This window comes from Gordonia jinhuaensis (assembly GCF_014639795.1).
GTDB classification, from domain to species: domain Bacteria; phylum Actinomycetota; class Actinomycetes; order Mycobacteriales; family Mycobacteriaceae; genus Gordonia_B; species Gordonia_B jinhuaensis.
This window is the reverse complement of sequence record NZ_BMGC01000009.1, coordinates 60,201-77,768: the sequence shown is the minus strand read 5'-3', so window position 1 is coordinate 77,768 and position 17,568 is coordinate 60,201. Positions and strand designations below refer to the sequence as shown.

At 66.8% G+C, this 17,568-nt stretch carries 14 protein-coding genes and 1 tRNA gene; 7 read left to right on the top strand and 8 right to left on the bottom strand.

Annotation, left to right across the window (positions count from 1 at the left end; translation table 11 throughout):
• Window positions 1–12: 12 nt before the first annotated feature.
• A complete protein-coding gene (locus IEW22_RS08545; RefSeq protein ID WP_188586193.1) occupies window positions 13–1,485 on the top strand; it encodes a hypothetical protein in 1,473 nt (490 codons plus the stop codon).
• Between the two features lie 13 nt (window positions 1,486–1,498).
• Here the strand turns inward: IEW22_RS08545 and IEW22_RS08540 are convergent, their stop codons facing one another.
• Genes IEW22_RS08540 through IEW22_RS08530 form a run of 3 tightly spaced genes read right to left on the bottom strand, consistent with a single transcriptional unit; the run spans window position 1,499 to window position 4,304 of the window.
• Window positions 1,499–2,257: an SDR family oxidoreductase gene (locus IEW22_RS08540; protein ID WP_188586251.1), complete on the bottom strand. Its 759-nt coding sequence runs from the start codon at window positions 2,255–2,257 to the stop codon at window positions 1,499–1,501.
• 2 nt (window positions 2,258–2,259) lie between these two features.
• The gene (locus tag IEW22_RS08535) at window positions 2,260–3,396 is read right to left on the bottom strand and encodes a Ca2+-dependent phosphoinositide-specific phospholipase C (RefSeq protein WP_188586192.1); all 1,137 of its coding nucleotides are present in this window, start codon (window positions 3,394–3,396) and stop codon (window positions 2,260–2,262) included.
• Window positions 3,393–4,304, bottom strand: a complete 912-nt coding sequence (locus IEW22_RS08530; RefSeq protein WP_188586191.1) for an Fpg/Nei family DNA glycosylase — start codon at window positions 4,302–4,304, stop codon at window positions 3,393–3,395. Before IEW22_RS08530 ends, IEW22_RS08535 begins: the two co-directional genes overlap by 4 nt.
• Before the next feature lie 90 nt (window positions 4,305–4,394).
• On the opposite strand from IEW22_RS08530, the gene IEW22_RS08525 reads away from it, so the two are divergent.
• Entirely contained in the window at window positions 4,395–5,162 is a 768-nt protein-coding gene (locus IEW22_RS08525) for a 3'(2'),5'-bisphosphate nucleotidase CysQ (protein ID WP_188586190.1), read from the top strand.
• Between the two features lie 51 nt (window positions 5,163–5,213).
• Here the strand turns inward: IEW22_RS08525 and cobF are convergent, their stop codons facing one another.
• Complete coding sequence (gene cobF / locus IEW22_RS08520) at window positions 5,214–5,975, bottom strand: precorrin-6A synthase (deacetylating) (RefSeq protein ID WP_188586189.1); 762 nt, start codon at window positions 5,973–5,975, stop codon at window positions 5,214–5,216.
• Between the two features lie 276 nt (window positions 5,976–6,251).
• Here cobF and IEW22_RS08515 point away from each other — a divergent pair, with 276 nt between their 5' ends.
• From IEW22_RS08515 to IEW22_RS08495, 5 genes are all read left to right on the top strand, one after another.
• Entirely contained in the window at window positions 6,252–7,520 is a 1,269-nt protein-coding gene (locus tag IEW22_RS08515; RefSeq protein ID WP_188586188.1) for an EamA/RhaT family transporter, read from the top strand.
• Window positions 7,521–7,648: 128 nt separating this feature from the next.
• Window positions 7,649–7,721 (top strand) — tRNA-Arg (locus IEW22_RS08510).
• 313 nt (window positions 7,722–8,034) lie between these two features.
• Window positions 8,035–9,615 (top strand): APC family permease, encoded by a 1,581-nt coding sequence (locus IEW22_RS08505; protein ID WP_188586187.1) that lies wholly within the window; start codon window positions 8,035–8,037, stop codon window positions 9,613–9,615.
• A 346-nt stretch (window positions 9,616–9,961) separates the two neighbouring features.
• Window positions 9,962–10,219: a hypothetical protein gene (locus IEW22_RS08500; protein ID WP_188586186.1), complete on the top strand. Its 258-nt coding sequence runs from the start codon at window positions 9,962–9,964 to the stop codon at window positions 10,217–10,219.
• Window positions 10,220–10,556: 337 nt separating this feature from the next.
• Complete coding sequence (locus IEW22_RS08495; RefSeq protein ID WP_188586185.1) at window positions 10,557–12,728, top strand: glutamine synthetase III family protein; 2,172 nt, start codon at window positions 10,557–10,559, stop codon at window positions 12,726–12,728.
• A 201-nt stretch (window positions 12,729–12,929) separates the two neighbouring features.
• On the opposite strand, the gene IEW22_RS08490 is transcribed toward IEW22_RS08495, so the two are convergent.
• From IEW22_RS08490 to IEW22_RS08475, 4 genes are all read right to left on the bottom strand, one after another.
• On the bottom strand, window positions 12,930–13,328 hold the full coding sequence (locus IEW22_RS08490; protein ID WP_188586184.1) for a type II toxin-antitoxin system Rv0910 family toxin: 399 nt from the start codon (window positions 13,326–13,328) through the stop codon (window positions 12,930–12,932).
• 24 nt (window positions 13,329–13,352) lie between these two features.
• Complete coding sequence (locus IEW22_RS08485) at window positions 13,353–14,534, bottom strand: lipase family protein (protein WP_188586183.1); 1,182 nt, start codon at window positions 14,532–14,534, stop codon at window positions 13,353–13,355.
• Between the two features lie 83 nt (window positions 14,535–14,617).
• Window positions 14,618–14,911, bottom strand: a complete 294-nt coding sequence (locus tag IEW22_RS08480; RefSeq protein ID WP_188586182.1) for an antitoxin — start codon at window positions 14,909–14,911, stop codon at window positions 14,618–14,620.
• A gap of 139 nt (window positions 14,912–15,050) precedes the next feature.
• Window positions 15,051–17,561, bottom strand: coding sequence for an HAD-IC family P-type ATPase (locus tag IEW22_RS08475; RefSeq protein ID WP_188586181.1), 2,511 nt, complete (start codon window positions 17,559–17,561; stop codon window positions 15,051–15,053).
• Between the last annotated feature and the right edge of the window lie 7 nt (window positions 17,562–17,568).

The following is a 17,568-nucleotide window of genomic DNA, read 5'->3' as shown; positions in this document are numbered from 1 at the left end:
CATCTGGTCGCGATGAGCGAAACGCACGTCGCACGGCTCGGTGTTGTCGACGACATGTTCTGGCGCACCCATCACGGTCTCGGACCGACCGTGGTGATGCAGGGAATCTGGCGGATCGACGCACACATCCCGGTGGCGGCGTTGGTCCGGGCCCACGCCGCCCTCGCGGCAGGTCCGCTGAACCGGGTGGTGCGCAGGGCGCGGATCCCGTTCGCGCGCAGGTACTTCGTGACGACGACCCGTGTCGCGCCGATTCATCGCGAACCGGGCGAGATCGACGACGTCCTCAACTGGGCCGACCGAATGGCTCGCCGGCCCATCGACGTCGACGAGGGGCCCGTCTGGGAACTGTCGCTGGCCTACGAGACCGGCGGGGCGACCACGATCAGTCTGGTCTGTTCACATCTGGTCGCCGACGGGCGCACCATGCTCGACCTGGCCGCGGCCGCTCTGCATGAGTCGACCACACCAGGACCGAGCGCACAGGAATCGATCACGCAGGGATCCGGTGCGCGCGGGCCGGCGGCTCCCGGTGTCGCCGACGATGTCACCGACGCACTGTCCCAGCTCGCCGCGCTGGGTCGGGTCGCACGGACGATCGTCCGTGGCGTCACCGACCGCCACGTCCGTCGAGAACTGTTGTCGGCATTGCCTTCTCGTGCGGTGCCGCTGCGGGACGGGCCGACCAGGTCTGCGCCCGGCCGGGCCGGATGGCGTGAGCCGACGCAGATCGTGGATTTCGACGTCGCCGACTGGGACGAGGCGGCCACACGTCACGGGGGCTCGTCGACCGCCTTACTCGCCGCGATCGCGGGCTGTGCGGCCGGCGTGCTGCGCGAGACCGACGACGTCGAGGTCGCGATACCGATCGCCCGGCGCGCCGACGCACACGGGCCGCGCAGGGATATGGCATCACCGGCAGACGGGGGCATGCGTGCCAGCTGTCGTGACGCCCGCTCGGAGGCTCTCTCGGCGGCCGTGGTGCGTACCCCCCGTCCCCCCTCCGCCGACCTCACCTCCATCGAACGGCAGCTCCGCGACGCACGCGAGTGCCTCACCGGCGATCCGGCCGCGCACCGGACCCACCGGTCGCCGGCGTTCGGACCGCCCGCGGGTATGCCGCCGCAACTGCTGCACCTCGTCGGCGACCGGATCGCCCACCGGCTCATCCCCGACCCCGGCGCCGGTGACGCACTGGCGAGCGTTCTGCACTCCGATGCGGACGCGTTCAGCCCCGACGCCCTGACCGGGGGCCGCGCGGCGTCGCTCTTCTCCCGTATCGCCGTACGCGCCGTCTACCCGCAGCTGACCGCAGCGACGGCCGATCAGACCCGGATGTCGTTGCGGGCCTGGATGATCCGAAACGGATCAGTGGTGACGGTCGCCTTCTGCGCCCCCGATGTGCAGGTGGTCGATGCCACCGATCTGGCGAACGTGATCGAACACTGCGCCAAGCAGTGGGGGCTGACCCCGACACCGTGGTGAACCGGCACCGGATTCAGATCAGGCGTCGCACCACCGGTTCGGGCAGAAACCGCAATGCCTTGTCGACCACCGCCCACGGCCAGGTGGGGACCACGACGCGTTCACGTTCGCTGTCGATGGCCTCGACCATCGCCGCCACCCCGGTGTCGTAGTCGGTCATCATCGTCGTCGTCACGCCGGCGTTGATGTCGGTGGCGATGTAGCCGGGCAGCACCACGCTGATGGTGATCGGACTGCGGGCGAACTCGACCGCCAGCCCCTGTCCGAGCGCGCTGACCCCGGCTTTGGACGCCGAATACGCCGCCTGCGCCTTGGGCAGGCCGTGGACAGCACTCATCGAGCTGACGAGCACGAGATGGCCTGCTCCACGTTCGCGGAACAACGCCAGCGCGGCCTCGGCCTGAGCGAGCGCACCGATGAAATTCGTGGTGGCGGTCGCCAGATTCGCGTGCGGCTTACCGGTTCCCAACGGTGCACCCTTGCCCAGTCCGGCGTTGACGATCACCCGGTCGAGTCCACCGAGCTGTGCGTCGAGATCGGCGAATACGGCTGCGACAGCGTCGGTATCGGTTACGTCGAGCGGGGCGACGGCCACCGTCGCCGCCGTCGGCTCCAGCTCGTCGGCCAGCGCCTGCAGGCGGTCGAGCCGGCGCGCACACAGCGCCAGCGACTTCCCCCGTGCGGCGTAGGCGCGTGCCATCCCTTCGCCGAGGCCGGAACTGGCACCGGTGATGAGGATCGTCTTCCGGTCAGGTGCGGGACGCGAGCGCAGGATTATGTCGGCGACCTTACCGCCGCGGTCACCGGATTCGGTCGCACACTGACCCCTCCGGGTAGCTGCGCCACGAAAGTGCCGTCCCCCCAACGGAACGCACGCCCAGCGACCGGGAAGTCGGTGGAGATCATCTGCGCCCCGGAGTCGAGCGCACACCGCACCCTGGCGTGATCGTTGCGTTTGGCTGTCGACACCGGTACGTCGGCACGGGTACGCACCACGAAGCCCCGCTCCACCAGCGCCCTGATGTGGTCGGCGGACTCCCCGCGCGGGTCGTTGCGCATCACGATCGCGGCGTCGGGTTGATCGGGGGCGGGCGTGGTGAAGGCGACCCGACCCTCGAGATTCGGACGATCACGGGTGTAGGCCGCACGCGTACGGCGGTGATGGGAGGAATTCTCGTCGCCGGCGTCGAGAAAGCAGATGATCCGGCCACGGATGTCGTCGACCAGCGGCCATCCGTCCTCGAGCACACTGGCTCGCAGGGACTTTCCCGCGATGCGCAGATCGTCGGGCACCAGCAACCGGTCACCCGCGACCGCACGCAGGGTGTCGTCGAGCTCGTCGAGTGCGGTGGCCGCCGCGTGGGCTCCCGTACTCGCCGACCCGCCGGGTGCCGACCACGACGGCACCCCGACGCCACCGACCAGGCGCGAGAACGGCCACCCGCGTTTGAGCTCCAACTGGATCACCAGCGGGACGTGGTGCGGGTGCGCAGCCGACCAGCCGACGATGTCCTCGAGAGCGCCGACCAGTCCCGCACGCACGGTTCGATAGTCCTCGTCGGGTCCGTGCATCACCTTGATTCCCGGTCTCGCCAGTGCGGGGTCGCCGATCTCACCTCTCCCACGCCACCGTCGGGCCAGTGGGCGGCGATACCGACCGCCGTCGGGGTCGGGGTACAGGTCGAGCTCGAGTCCGCGCACATTCTGCTCACCGAGTTGTCGTGCAAACGGCAGGTGGTCGTAGCGGTAGCTGTCGAGGTCGGCGCCGAGCAGCCACGGGAATCGCTCGTCGGGTACCGGGATCCGATGACATGAGTTGTGGGTGGCAATGAACTGGGTCTGGTTGAGCCTCAGTCCCGGCGGCAGCGCGTCGAACTCCGGGTGTTCACGCCGGTCATCGACCGAATTCACTTGAGCAGCCGGGACATCCGACGGTCGGCGAGGATCCGGCCGCCGGTCTGGCAGGTGGGACAGTACTGGAATGAGCGGTCGGCGAAGGACACCTCACGCACGGTGTCCCCGCACACCGGACACGGCATGCCGGTGCGCCCGTGCACCTGGAGCCCAGATCGCTTCTCGCTCTTCATCGTCGCGACCTCCTGACCTTCCAGCCGTGCGATGGCGTCGAGCAGAACCGACCGCATGACCGAGTAGAGGTCGGCCAAGGCCGTGTCGCTCAGTGTCTTCACCGACGCGAACGGCGACATCTTGGCGGTGTGCAGGATCTCGTCGCTGTAGGCGTTGCCGATGCCGGCGATCACGCGCTGGTCGGTGAGAACATTCTTGATCCGGCCGGTCGCCGCGGAGATCGTGGCCGCGAACTCCGGTTCAGACAGCGCCAGCGCGTCAGGTCCGAGCGAGGCGATCTTGTCCACATCAGGGATGTGGTCGGTTCCCGCCGCCGTACGCGCCACCCATACCGCGAGTCGCTTCTGGGTACCCGCCTCGGTCACATCGAATCCTTCGCCCGGCAGCCCACAGTGCACCCGCAGCGCGATCGGCCCCTTGCCGCCTGGCCGCGGCGGCGTCTGCGACAGATTCTGCGACCAGCGCAGCCAACCCGCCCGCGACAGATGGATCACCAGATGGATCTCGCCGTCCGCCTCAGGTGCGGCACCCGGACCCGGGACGGTGGTGAACACGAGGTACTTGCCGATCCGCCAGACACGCTCGACGGTGCGTCCGGCCAGCGCCGTGATGGGCGGGTCGGCGGTCTTGAGTACCGACAGCGAGGCGACGTCGATGCGCCGGATCGGCAGACCTGCCGCACGCCCGTCCACGTAGTCGGCGATCGCGGTGACCTCGGGAAGTTCGGGCATACCTCTAGTGTGCTCTACAGGAGCACTGGGCATGGGTGCCTTCATCGCAGACGACACCCTGTCTGGTCGAGCAGGAAGGTATGTGAGCCGATGAGTCCACGCCAGACGGGCCCACTCGACGGTGCGCGGTTCGATGATGCACAGTTGTCGGCCCATCTCGCCGAGGGCGCCGGTCACATCCTCACGGCGATCCGGCACGAGGGCCTGGTCGGCGGAAGTCTGCTCGGCGACCTCGGCGATGCGATGGCGCAGGCATGGATCTCGGCGGTTCTCTCGGTGCACCGGCCACACGATGCGGTGCTGTCGGAGGAAGCCGCCGACGATCCCGCACGACTTCGTGCCGAACGCGTGTGGATCATCGACCCGCTCGACGGGACCAAGGAGTTCTCTGCCGGTCGCGACGACTGGGCCGTGCACATCGCGCTGACCATCGACGGTCGCCCCGCCGACTCCGCGGTCTGTCTGCCCGCGACCGGCGAACTGTTCGGCACCGACACGGTCACCGAGCCGACCACACCGTTGACCGGGCGGCTCGCCTCACCGCGCTTCTGGGATTCGATGCCGGCCGAGGCCGCCGCGATGCGACTGGGTCTGACACCACTGCGTATCGGTTCGGCGGGCGCGAAGGCGATGGCGGTGGTGCGCGGTGACGCCGACGCCTACATCCACGCCGGGGGCCAGCACGAGTGGGACAACTGCGCACCGGTGGGCGTCGCGCTGGCCGCGGGACTGCACTGCAGCCGGCTCGACGGGACCGAACTCGTCTACAACCAGCCTGTGCCCTACAGCACCGACTTCCTCATCGCGCGACGCGAGATCGCCGACGACATCCTCGAGGCGATCGCGCCGATCTGGTGAGCGCGGTCTGACGGCGTGCAGAGCCGTACCGACCCGTCCGGCAGGTACGGCTCATGGCTTGCGTAGCAGATAGATGTCCATGATCCAGCCGTATTCGGCGCGCAGACGCTCCCGCGTCGCCGCGATCTGCTCACCCACCTGGCCCACCTCGCCGGCGATCACCACCTCGTGGTCGGTTCCGAGATAGGCGCCCCACCAGATCAGGTCGTCGGCGTTCGCGGTCTCGCGGAAGGTGCAGTGGGCGTCGAGCATCACCACCTGGTTGCGGTCGGCGCCGACCGGCGTCTGCGCCAGTCGCCGTCCGGTGGTGATGTGGATCGGTTCACCGATCCGGTTGACCGGGACACGTGCCGAGGCGGTGAGTGCGGAGACGCTCGTGACACCGGGGATCACCTCGACGTCGAGCAGCTCTCCGGCCGCGGCGGCGGTGGCGACCATGTCGTCGGCCAGGCGCATCGAACTGTCGTAGAGCGCGGGATCACCCCACACCAGGATCGCCGCCGACCCGTCGGCGGGGACCGACCCGGTCAGCGCCGCGTAGAGCCGCCTCGCGCGTTCGCCGTGCCAGCGCCGCACCTCGGCGTCGTAGTCGGCCGGATCGCGGTCGCGAGGCGGGTCGGGCACGGTGACCTCGCGATGATCGGAGCCTGCGAAGCGCGTGAGCATGTCGCGGCGTATGTCGGCCAGCTCGCCGGTCGAGGCGCCCTTGTCGATCAGCAGGAAGACGTCAGTGGCGGCGATCGCATCAACCGCGGCCAGCGTGAGGAGGTTCGGATCGCCGGGTCCGATCCCGATCAGTCGTAGTGTGCGCATGACCCGCCCAGCCTAAGCACGACCAGACCAGCTCACGCATGACCCGCCCGGCCGGAGAGCGCGCGCACACCCGACCCCAGCCGAGCGACACCGCTGTCGATCCTGGCCGGTGATCGACGCCTCATCCCCCATGCGCGGAGCGCGGGAACGAATGAGCGACCGAATTGGTTCACGAACTCGGAGACTTTTTTGACCCACGCGGAATGAAGGCGGATAGTTACCTGTTGAAACTATCTGTCTGGGTCGAAGCTGGGAGAAACCGGAAGGGGAGCGGCCGTGATCATCGGAGTCGGGCTCGCCGTTGTCGCCGCCATCGGGTACGGATTGTCGTCGGTACTGCAGGCCGTCGGCGCCCGTCAGGCGGCACACGCCTCGAGGACCCCCGCCGAGGCCGGGTCACATGTCACCGAGACCGGCGGGCCGACTCTCAAGTCGACCATCGCGGCCGCCCTGACCGGCGCGTTCATCATCGGCGCGATCATGGACATCCTCGGATTCGCGGCCGGCGCGGGCGCTGCCCGAACGCTGCCGCTGTTCCTGTCGCAGACGATCGTGGCGGGCAACCTCATCATCACCGCGATCCTCGGCGCACTGCTCCTGGGTATCCGACTGCACGGATGCGACTGGGCCGCGATGGCCCTGGTGATCGTGGCGCTGTGCATGCTCGGTGTCGCCGCACACGACGGTGGCCGCACCCACGTCTCGGCGCCCTTCCGCTGGGAGCTGCTGCTGGCCACGATCGCCGTGGTGGTCATCTCACTCGTGGTGGTACGCCACGCGGGACGAGCGGGTTCAGTGCTCGCCGGTGCGGCCTCGGGCGTGCTGTTCGGCGCAATCGCCGTGGCCGTGCGCGTCCTCGACGGCGTGGCACCGTTCTCCCTCGTGAACCTGCTCTCGGATCCGGCAGCCTGGACGATCGCGATCGCCGGGGCCTTCGGCTTCTATCTGCACGCTGTCGCATTGCAGCTCGGTGCGGTCAACGGTTCGACGTCGGCCATGGTGGTCGGCGAGACCGCGGTACCCGGCATCGTCGGTGTCGCCCTGCTCGGTGACACCACCGTCGACGGCCTGGGCTGGCTCGGTGTCACCGGTTTCCTCCTGGCAGTCGTCGGTGCGGTTCTCGTCGCGATGTTCGGATCCGACGAGGCGCGGCGCTCGGTCGAGTCCAACGAACTGCATGCCCCCGCGGAGATGGTGGCCCGCAGGCAGCGCGGGCATGCCGCGGACCTCGACACCGCTGGGACTCGGCACGGGGACTCGGTTCTCGGCTCGCGCGATTGGGCGAGGGCCGATCAGCGGGGACTCGATCAGCAGGCGCTGGACTACCACGAGACCCCGACCATGGGTGAGACCCCGACCATGGACGAGACCCGGGCCATGGGCTATCACTTCTTCACCGGCCGAGAGGCGGTGCGAGACCGGGTGCACACCACCGGGGAGATCCACGTGTTCGACCGCATCCGGCCGCGTGTGAGTCGTGCCGACGACTCCGAATCCGACTCCGCGACAGCATGTTCGCGGTCGTGCGGCGACCGTTCCTACTGACCACTCACCGATTCACCGCAGCCAGGCAGAGGCGCCATGCCGGCTCCACGGATCACTCAAGTAGACTCCCCGTGTCGGTCGGGCCGACCGCGGTCGCCGTACCGCCGGGCCGGTCAGCTCGACGTGTCGCCCTCGTAGCTCAGGGGATAGAGCACCGCTCTCCTAAAGCGGGTGTCGCAGGTTCGAATCCTGCCGGGGGCACTGTGTGACATTGGCACTGTGTGACATTCCTGCCGGCCTCTGGCCGGTGTGCGCCCTCTCTGTTGTCAACGAGAGTCATGCAGTTGCAGCGTCTGACATCCCCACCACCCTCCGGCGCGCTGTGGAACATCCGTACCAGTCTCACAGCTCGCCACATCAGACCATCTCATTACTTTTGCTTTTGCATCTCTAAACCATTGCGGCACAATAGTTTTCACATCTTCTGGAAACATACCGGCAACATTGCTCGTCAACACTGAGTCATCGTTCAATCAGACGGCCCGACGGCCGGACACGAAAGCTGACCTCACCGATGACGTCCATTCCCGCCGGTCGCGAGAACGTCGACCTTCCCGCGAGTACCGACCAAGAGCTGTCCAAGCTGCAGAAGCACTTCGGTCGCACCGACATCTTCTTCTATCTCGTCTGCACACTCTTCGGCGTCGACGGTCTCGGCACACTCGCGACCAAGGGTGGAGCCGGCTTCACCTGGCTGGTGGTGTGTCTGATCCTGTTCGCCGGACCGGCCGCGCTGCTGCTGGCCGAACTCGGAGCCACCTACACCGACGAGGGCGGTCCGTACGTCTGGACGCGGATGGCCTTCGGGCATCTGGCTGCGGCGGTGAACAACCTGCTCTACTGGGTCACCAACCCGGTGTGGATGGGCGGCACGCTCGTGGGCACCGCCATCGGCGGACTCACCGTGTTCTTCAACAACGACAGCGACTTCGGCAAGGTCTTCCTCTACGTCTTCGGCATGCTGTTCATCTGGGCCGGTGTGCTTTTCGCGATCCTCAGCTTCCGGGTCGGCAAGTGGATCTCGACCATCGGCGCCTTCGCCCGTTTCGCGCTGCTCGGCGTGTTCGCGCTGGTCATCGTGCTCTACGGTTCGCAACACGGACTCCACGGCATCGGTGCCGGCGACCTCAAGCCGAGCTTCTCGAGCTTTGTGGCACTCGTCCCGCTGATCCTGTTCAGCCTCGTCGGATTCGAGCTGCCCAGCGCATCGGGTGACGAGATGACCGACGCGGCCAAGGATGTGCCGTCGGGAATCGCCAAATCGCTGGTCACCGTCGGCGTGCTCTACGCACTGCCGGTGCTGGGCATCCTGCTGGTGCTGCCCGCCAGCCAGGCCAGCGGACTCGCGGGTTTCCCCGACGCCATCAAACAGGCACTGACGGTCTTCGGCGGCAGCGTCACCACCGCGCAGGACGGCACCGCCACCGCTCACCTCAGCGGTGCCGGTGAGGCCATCGGCTGGGTGATGGGCATCCTCATCGTGATCGTTGCCTTCACCTCGGGCCTCACCTGGATCATGGGCTCCGACCGTGCGCTGGCTGTCAGCTGCCTCGACAAGGCCGGCCCCCGCTTCTTCGGGAAGTTCTCCGCCGTGCACGGCACCCCGGTCCGGGTGAACGTCCTCTCCGGCGTGGTCTCCACGATCGTCTTCATCGCGGCCACCGAGATCACCAGCGGCAACGCGGCCAAGTTCTTCACAGTGGGCCTCTCGCTCGCCGTCTCGACCACGCTCATGTCCTACATCGGCCTGTTCCCGGCGGTGGTGATGATGCGACGCAAGGACCCCGACCGACCGCGCCCCTTCCGCGCGCCGGCCGCGGGCGTGATGACGGTCATCGCGATGGCATTCATTCTCTTCTGCACCGTGCAGGTGCTGTTCCCCGGCCTCGGCGACTCCTGGTTCGGCTCCGACTACCGGCCCGACGGATGGGATTTCTCCGAGAGGTGGGTCTATCTGCTGACCGAGGCGGTCCCGCTGATCATCTTCGTCGGCACGGGTGTCGCCTTCTGGCTGATCGGTCGACGCCAGAATTCCGATGACGGTCCGGCCGAGGCCACCGGCGCCCCCGATGTACCCGTCGGCGTCGCGGGCTGAACAGCCGGCCGCACACACAGCACCGACAGAATCACCCACGGGCATGGTCACCATCAGGTGGCCATGCCCGTGAGTTGTCTGCCCGTGAGTTGTCTGCCCGTGAGTTGTCTGCCCGTGAGTTGTCTGCCCGTGAGTTGTACGCCCGTGAGTTTTCGGTCACGAATCGTGTAGCACTCGGACCACAAATCACCGGGCCACCGGGACGAAAGTCCCTCGTCACCACTCCCGCCTGTCACAGAGAGCATCACAGGTCCCACATGTCACGGATTCGAGAAATTCTCTATCGGAAAGTTGCGATGTAGTAATACGATGTGAGCAGGTCAACTACTTCCTGCGGAGGTTACGCATGGAACTCAACCCCTCGATCGAGATGGCCACGCCGTTACCGGACAGGCCGTTTCACGTCGACCCTGCAACCATCGTCCACGCGCGCGTCGCACAGTACTTCCGCGAACTGCCCGACAACCCCGAACCCCTGTTCCCGTTGGTTCGCCGACTCACCGGCGAGGGTGTACCCACCGCCGACAGTCTGCGCATCCTCGGCATCGACCCGGCGTCGTATCACGCCTGGGAGGTCAGTCAGGTCGGCTCAGCCGCCAGCTGATCCACTGACCTGCGGTCACCGACCGCATATGTAGACAGCCCCGCACATGCGGGAGTCCGGGCACCCGTCCGACCAGCGCCTCACGATGGTCGGACGGGTGCCTTGCCTTGTGCCCCTGTCGTCTCGTGGCCCTGTCGTCTCGTGGCCCTGTCGCTGTCTTGCGCACTCCTTAGCTTCAGTTCGTATCGACATCCCCGGCGCTCCAATTCAGCGACCGCTTCGCGCTTTTCACGCACTTCACATATGCGCAACGCTGCGGCGACACCCCGCTCATAGCGTGGGAGCCCCAGTGCCTCCCCGCCATCAGGTGGGAGGACGAATTGCAGGAGCGATGCCAATGAGTGGCAGCTTTTCCCGACGTCAAGCCATCGATGCCGTGACCGGCTTCGCGTTGCCGGACTGCGTGACCGACGAGTATCTCGGAGATCTCTTCGGCGAGAACGTGTTCAGCACCTCGGTCATGAAGGCGCGACTCCCCAAGATCGTGTTCAAGAAGCTGATGGCCACCATCGACAACGGCGCACCGATGGATCCCACCATCGCTGACGTCGTCGCCTCGGCGATGAAGGACTGGGCGATCGAGAAGGGCGCCTCGCACTACGCCCACGTCTTCTACCCGCTCACCGGTTTCACCGCCGAAAAGCACGACTCATTCCTCGAACCCGACTCCTCGGGCGCCTCCCTCGCGGAATTCGCCGGCAAGACACTGCTGCAGGGTGAGCCCGATGCGTCCAGCTTCCCCAATGGTGGTCTGCGTGGCACCTTCGAGGCGCGCGGTTACACCGGCTGGGATGTCACGAGTCCCGCCTACATCCTGGAGAACCCGAACGGCAACACCCTGTGCATCCCCACGATCTTCATCTCGTGGACCGGCGAGGCACTCGACAAGAAGACCCCGCTGCTGCGTTCGCAGCAGGCGATGAGCAAGCAGGCCAGCCGCCTGCTCAAACTATTCGGACACATCGACGTCGACACCGTCGTGTCCTACGCGGGTGCCGAGCAGGAGTACTTCCTCATCGATGAGCACTTCTACTACGCCCGCCCCGACCTGATGACAACCAACCGAACCCTGTTCGGCGCCAAGCCTTCCAAGGGTCAGGAATTCGACGACCACTACTTCGGTGCAATCCCCGACCGAGTGCTGGCGTTCATGATCGAACTCGACCGCGAACTGTTCAAACAGGGCATCCCGGCGAAGACGCGACACAACGAAGTCGCACCCGGGCAGTTCGAGATCGCGCCGGTGTTCGAGCGGTCGGTGCTCGCCCACGATCATCAGCAGCTGATGATGACGACGATGAAGCGCGTCGCCGAGAAGTACGGAATGAAGTGTCTGCTGCACGAGAAGCCGTTCGCGGGTGTGAACGGCTCGGGCAAGCACGTCAATTTCTCGCTCGGCAACAACAATCAGGGCAACCTGCTCAACCCCGGCGACACCCCGCACGACAACATGCAGTTCCTGACGTTCTGCGGCGCCATCATCCGGGCCGTGCATCTGCACGGCGGTCTGCTGCGCGCGGCGGTCGCCTCGGCATCCAACGATCACCGGCTCGGCGCCAATGAGGCGCCGCCGGCGATCATCTCGATCTTCCTCGGCGACCAGCTGATGGATGTCTTCGAGCAGATCGCCAAGGGCGGGGCCACCGGCTCCAAGCAGGCCGGCGTAATCGAACTCGGTGTCGACACCCTCCCGCCGCTCAAGGCCGATCCGGGCGACCGCAACCGGACCAGCCCGTTCGCCTTCACCGGCAACCGGTTCGAATACCGCGCACCCGGCTCCAACCAGTCCATCTCCGACCCGATGGTCGCGATCAACACGATCCTGGCCGACTCACTGGACTACATCTCGACGGAGCTGGAGGGGCTGCTGTCCGACGGTATGGAGCTCGGCGACGCGGTGCAGAAGGTGCTGCAGGAGATCTTCATCGATCACGGTGCGGTGGTGTTCAACGGCAACGGCTACTCCGACGAGTGGCAGGCCGAGGCGGCCGCGCGCGGGCTGAAAAACCTGCGCACCACCGTCGACGCCGTCACCGAATACACCTCGCCGGAGGTGGTGGAGATGTTCGAGAAGTACGGTGTGCTCTCGGCCCGGGAACTCAAGGCACGCGAAGACGTGATCTTCGAGTACTACGCGCTCACCCTGCTGGTCGAGGCCAAGGAATCCTCCGAGATCGCGACCACGATGATCCTGCCCGCCGCGGTGCGTTATCAGGGTGAACTCGCCGGTACCGCGGCTGCGCTCAAGGCCGCCGGGATCGAGGCGCCGGTGCCGATGCTCGCCGAGGTCACCGAGGCGATCGCCACCCTCACCTCGTCGATGGCCACCCTCGACAAGGCGATCGCCGACTTCCACGGCGAGAACGAGTTAGAGGAGTCGCAGTACGCGCTGGAGACCCTCATCCCGGCGATGTCGGATGTCCGCGATGCGGTCGACTCCCTCGAGACGATGGTCGCCGACGACCTGTGGCCGCTGCCCACCTACAACGAGATGCTCACGATCCTGTAGGCGACGCGCGAGCGTACACAGATGACATGGCTACGGGCCACCGACCGGCTATACGCGGTCGGTGGCCCGTAGCGGTGTCACTGGTGTACATGTCACTGGTGCACATGCCGCTGGTGTACATGCCGCGCCGACACTCAGGCGGCGATGCCGCTCAGGCCGAGGCGTCGTCGTAGATCGACACGAATCGCGCGAGGGAGGTCTTCAGTTCTCGCCGACGCCGAACGCCACCACCTTGCCCACCGGACCGAACAGTGCGATCCCGCCGAGGTCCACGGCGAACACGATCTGCGAACCCGAGTCGGTCGGCGTCACCGACAGGTCCAGCGACACCTTGACGCCTTTGCCGCTTCCCTTCAACCGCACCCTCTTCGGTGGATCGTAACTGTCCACCTTCCATGCGATCGGCATCCGCACATCCTTGATGACGATCACCGAGTCGACCCGCAGGCCGGCGGCGAAATCGTCGGGCGTGGGCAGCGGGTCGGTCCGCCACCCACCGTGCAGTGTCAGCCAGTCGCCGTAGCCGGCGAGATCGGAGACGGCTGCGAACGCGTCGTCGGCGGACATCGTCACGTCGACCTGCTGGGTCACCTTGGGCACAGTTGATCACCCTAGCCGTGCGCGTCACCCGTGCTGGAGGTGATCGGCGAATCGCTCACTCAACCACGTCAGTACCTCATCGGTCGCGTGCAGATCGGTGTGTCCGCGCCCGGGTCTCACCTCGTGGGTGATGTCGTCGCCCATCGCGACCGCGCGGGCGACCGCGCCGGTGGTCGGGTCGGGTGCGACGATCTGGTCGTCACTGCCGTTGATCACCAGGATCGGCCCGGCGGCCCGACGTTGCGGCAGCGCCCATGACGAGAGCACAGTGTGCAGCCATAGCCTGGCCGACCGGTCGGCGATCGTCGCATCCCCGGGTGCCACCGTGGTGAGCGCCGAATACCGCACGATCGCCCGGTTGGGCGGACAGCTGGTGAATTCAGTTGTGTGAGCAGCTAATTGACCCCGGATGAACTGCGAACGGTCAAGCGTCGGATACACCACGGCGAGTCCGTCGATGATCATCGGCAGGAACGACTTCTGCAGGTAGGTGAACGTCGGCGGGTGGTCGACGGTCACCAGCGGTGCCGTGTCGGCGGCGGGGGCGAGCGCGGCGGCGCCCACGAAGTCGAGGTCCGATCCATAGTCCGACGCGCTCTCGGCCGCCGCCCAGGCGGCCCGCCCGCCCTGCGACGAGCCGAAGGAAGCCCATTCACGTGAGGTCTGCGGCACCACTGTGCGGGCCGCCCGCACCATGTCGATCATGTTGTGCGCCACGGTGCGTGGCTCGAGATAGGGGTGTCCGGGGTCGCCGTTGCCCCGCGCGCCGAGCCCCTGATAGTCGGTGGCGGCCACCACGTAGCCAGCGCGGGCGAGGTCGGCGACGGTCCCCGATTCCCCGAGCAGATCCGGATGATCCGACGGCCCGCAATCGGGGGTGGTGCCGGTGGTGCCGTGGCCGAAGGCGATGATCGGCCAGCCGCCGACGGGTGGGTCGCCGGGCGGGACCACCACCACTCCCGAGACCTCGGTGCCGATCGGGGCATAACCGGCGGTGGAGCTGTACACGACACGGTAGCCACGCAATCCCGCGAGCGAACCCGAGCCTTCGAAGACGTTGCGCGACACGACGGTTCCGGGCTCATTGGTGGCAGCCGATCCCGACACCGGCGCCGGGGCGGTGAAACCTGACGTCGCCGAGGAGGTCTGCCGTATCGCATCCTGCCGACCGGTCGAACACGACACCAGGCCCGACACGGCCACCATCGACACCAGGACAAGCGCACAGACCCGCACAACGCGCTCGACGGTGCGGGGTCCCGCACCGTGCGAATTGCGGATGCCGGGCTTCAGGAGGTGGGCGGCTCGCCCTCCCCCTTCGGCTGCGGCGGGGTCTGCTCGGCCGCCTTCGGCTGCTCCGGGGCGGGTGTACCCGGGGACTGTTCGGGGGTACTCGGCCCGGTCTTCTCGTCGGTCTTCTCGTCGCCACCGACGTATTTGTTGGCGGCGTCGCGGCCCTTCTCCACGGTGTCGTGATATTTGCCCTTGGTCGCCTTGTCGATCGCGTCGGCGCCCTTGTCGATGTACTGCTTGTTCTGGCTCAGCAGTCCCTTGGCCTTGTCCACCATGCCATTGAAATCCATAAGGGAATTCTAGATAGCAAACCGGCGGTCTCGTGCGAATCGCCCCGAACCGTGACGTTCTCTTCACACTCACAGCCCACCGCACGTCGATCCCAAACACCCTCGACGGGCCCCACGAGAAGCGGTCGATCGACGTGTTTCAGGACGCTTGGGTGAAGCCATGCGCAGCGTCGTCGGCGGCATCGTCGGCGGCCAGGCGTCGGCTGGTGAACTGGTGGGTGATCTCCACGCAGACCATGCCCACGATCGCGCAGGTGAAGGCGATTGCCGTCTTGTGCAGGTTGCTCGGGTCGAGGGAGAACATGTGCTGGAAGAAGGGCACCGTGAAGATCACCACATAGGCCAGCGCACAGAACACCAGGAGAACGATCTTCCACCAGTTGTACGGCCGAGCCACCACCACGAGGACATACCACGCGATGGCGATCATCGTGATGAGGGCCGTGGTCGCGGCCTGGGTCTGATCCGGTGTCATCGCCACCGAGTCCTTGCCGCCGATGGTGGCCGCGCTCGCGCCCGGATACACCAGCAGATAGGAGACGAACGTCGCCACCCCGACCACCACACCCGAGGGGATCGCCAGACGCAGCACCCGACGCACGAAGCCGTCGCGCGCGCGTTCGTTGTTGGGCGCCAGCGACAACACGAAAGCGGGCACGCCGATGGTGAACCACGCCGAGATCGTCACGTGGATGGGCTGAAACGGGTAGGAGATGGCCGAGAAGCCGAAGATCTTCGCGGCGATGCCGCCCACACCGACCAGCACCGCCAGCACCACCGCCGAGACCGTCTTGGTGAGGAACAGATTCGACACGCGTTCGATGTTGCCGATCACCCGCCTGCCCTCGCCCACCACATAGGGCAGAGTGGCGAACTTGTTGTCCAGCAACACGATCTGCGCCACCGAACGGGCAGCGGAACTACCCGCCCCCATCGCGACGCCGATGTCGGCATCCTTGAGCGCGAGTACGTCGTTGACGCCGTCTCCGGTCATCGCCACCGAATGGTCGTGTGCCTGAAGCGCATTGACCATCGCACGCTTCTGCTCGGGTTTGACGCGGCCGAAACTGGTCGCCTTCTCGACCGCGGCAGCCAGCTCGTCCTGGTCGGTGGGCAGCGTGCGGGCGTCGACCGACGATTCGATGGTGCCCAGTCCGAGGGATGCGGCGACGGCACCGACCGACACCGCATTGTCGCCGGAGATCACCTTCACCGCGACATGCTGCTCACCGAAGTACTCGATGGTCGCACCGGCATCTGGTCGCACCCGCTGCTCCAGCGCGATCAACGCCACCGCCACCACATGTCCAGGCGCGGTGAGCCCATCGTCGGTGTCGGTGTCGACCGGCACGTCGGTACCGGCCAGCAGCAGGATGCGCAGCCCGCTCGAGCCCAGTTCCTCCGCACGCGCGGCCGCATCGCTGCCCTGCTCGAGCAGCACGTCGGGGGCGCCGAGCAGCCAGTTGCCACGACTGTCACCCGAGCCGTTGTCGCGGAACGACATCCCGCTCCACTTCTTGGCCGAGGAGAAGGGCGCGATGGCGGTCACCGACCAGTCCGGGGCATCGGGGAGCCCATCGGCGATCGCCTGCATGCTGGCGTTGGGGTGCGGATCGTTCGCCGCGAGCGCCGCGAGGACGTCGTCGATCGAGACCCCCGCGATGGCCGCCTCCGCACCGGCGACCGGGTCGACCTGCGAGAGCTTCATGCCGTTCTCGGTGAGTGTGCCGGTCTTGTCGGTGCACACCGTGTCCACGCGTGCGAGGCCCTCGATCGCCGGGAGCTCGTTGACCAGGCACTTGCGCTGACCCAGCCGGATCACACCGACCGCGAACGCGATGGTGGTCATCAGCACGAGACCCTCGGGCACCATCGGGACCAGTGCGGCGACCATGCCCAGGATGCTCGACCGGATCCCACTGCGGCTGACGACGAGCTGGTTGACGATGGTGAGCACTCCGGCGGGGATCAGCAGCCAGGTGATGACCTTGAGGATCTGGTTGATCCCGTTCATCAGCTCCGAGTTGACCAGCGTGAACGTTCCCGCCTCGCCGGTGATCTGGGCGGCGTAGGCGTCGGCGCCGACCTTCTCCGCGCGATAGGCTCCCGACCCCGAGACGGCATAGCTACCGGACATGATCTTGTCGCCCGGCGACTTGTCCTGGGCGTCGGATTCCCCGGTGAGCAGAGATTCGTCGACGTCGAGCGCCGAGGCCTCCACGACCACGCCGTCGACGACTGCCTGATCGCCCGGGCCGAGTTCGATGATGTCGTCGATCACCACCTCGTCGGTGCCGATCTGTGTCACCACGCCGTCGCGGCGCACCGACGGGCGCGTCTGACCGACGATCGCGAGGTTGTCGAGGGTCTTCTTCGCGCGGATCTCCTGGATGATGCCGATCGCACTGTTGGCGATGATCAGCAGCGCGAAGAGTCCGTTGATGAGCGAACCGGTGAGCACCACGAGGATGAACAGCACCCCGAGGATCGCGTTGATCCGGGTGAACACGTTGGCCTTGACGATGTCGCCGACCGTGCGTCCGGATTTGTCGGGAACGCGGTTCACCTGACCGCGCGCGACCCGATCGGCAACCTGCGCAGAGGTCAATCCGGTACGGACGTCGACGGTATCGGCCTGCGCAGTGCTCACCGGACTC

Bases quoted from the DNA above. Each gene is read 5' to 3' on its own strand.
- IEW22_RS08525 (WP_188586190.1), top strand. From the start codon at position 4,395: ATGAGTCCACGCCAGACGGGCCCACTCGACGGTGCGCGGTTCGATGAT.
- IEW22_RS08530 (WP_188586191.1), bottom strand. From the start codon at position 4,304: ATGCCCGAACTTCCCGAGGTCACCGCGATCGCCGACTACGTGGACGGG.
- IEW22_RS08495 (WP_188586185.1), top strand. From the start codon at position 10,557: ATGAGTGGCAGCTTTTCCCGACGTCAAGCCATCGATGCCGTGACCGGC.
- IEW22_RS08545 (WP_188586193.1), top strand. From the start codon at position 13: ATGAGCGAAACGCACGTCGCACGGCTCGGTGTTGTCGACGACATGTTC.
- IEW22_RS08505 (WP_188586187.1), top strand. From the start codon at position 8,035: ATGACGTCCATTCCCGCCGGTCGCGAGAACGTCGACCTTCCCGCGAGT.
- cobF (WP_188586189.1), bottom strand. From the start codon at position 5,975: ATGCGCACACTACGACTGATCGGGATCGGACCCGGCGATCCGAACCTC.
- IEW22_RS08485 (WP_188586183.1), bottom strand. From the start codon at position 14,534: ATGGTGGCCGTGTCGGGCCTGGTGTCGTGTTCGACCGGTCGGCAGGAT.
- IEW22_RS08500 (WP_188586186.1), top strand. From the start codon at position 9,962: ATGGAACTCAACCCCTCGATCGAGATGGCCACGCCGTTACCGGACAGG.
- IEW22_RS08480 (WP_188586182.1), bottom strand. From the start codon at position 14,911: ATGGATTTCAATGGCATGGTGGACAAGGCCAAGGGACTGCTGAGCCAG.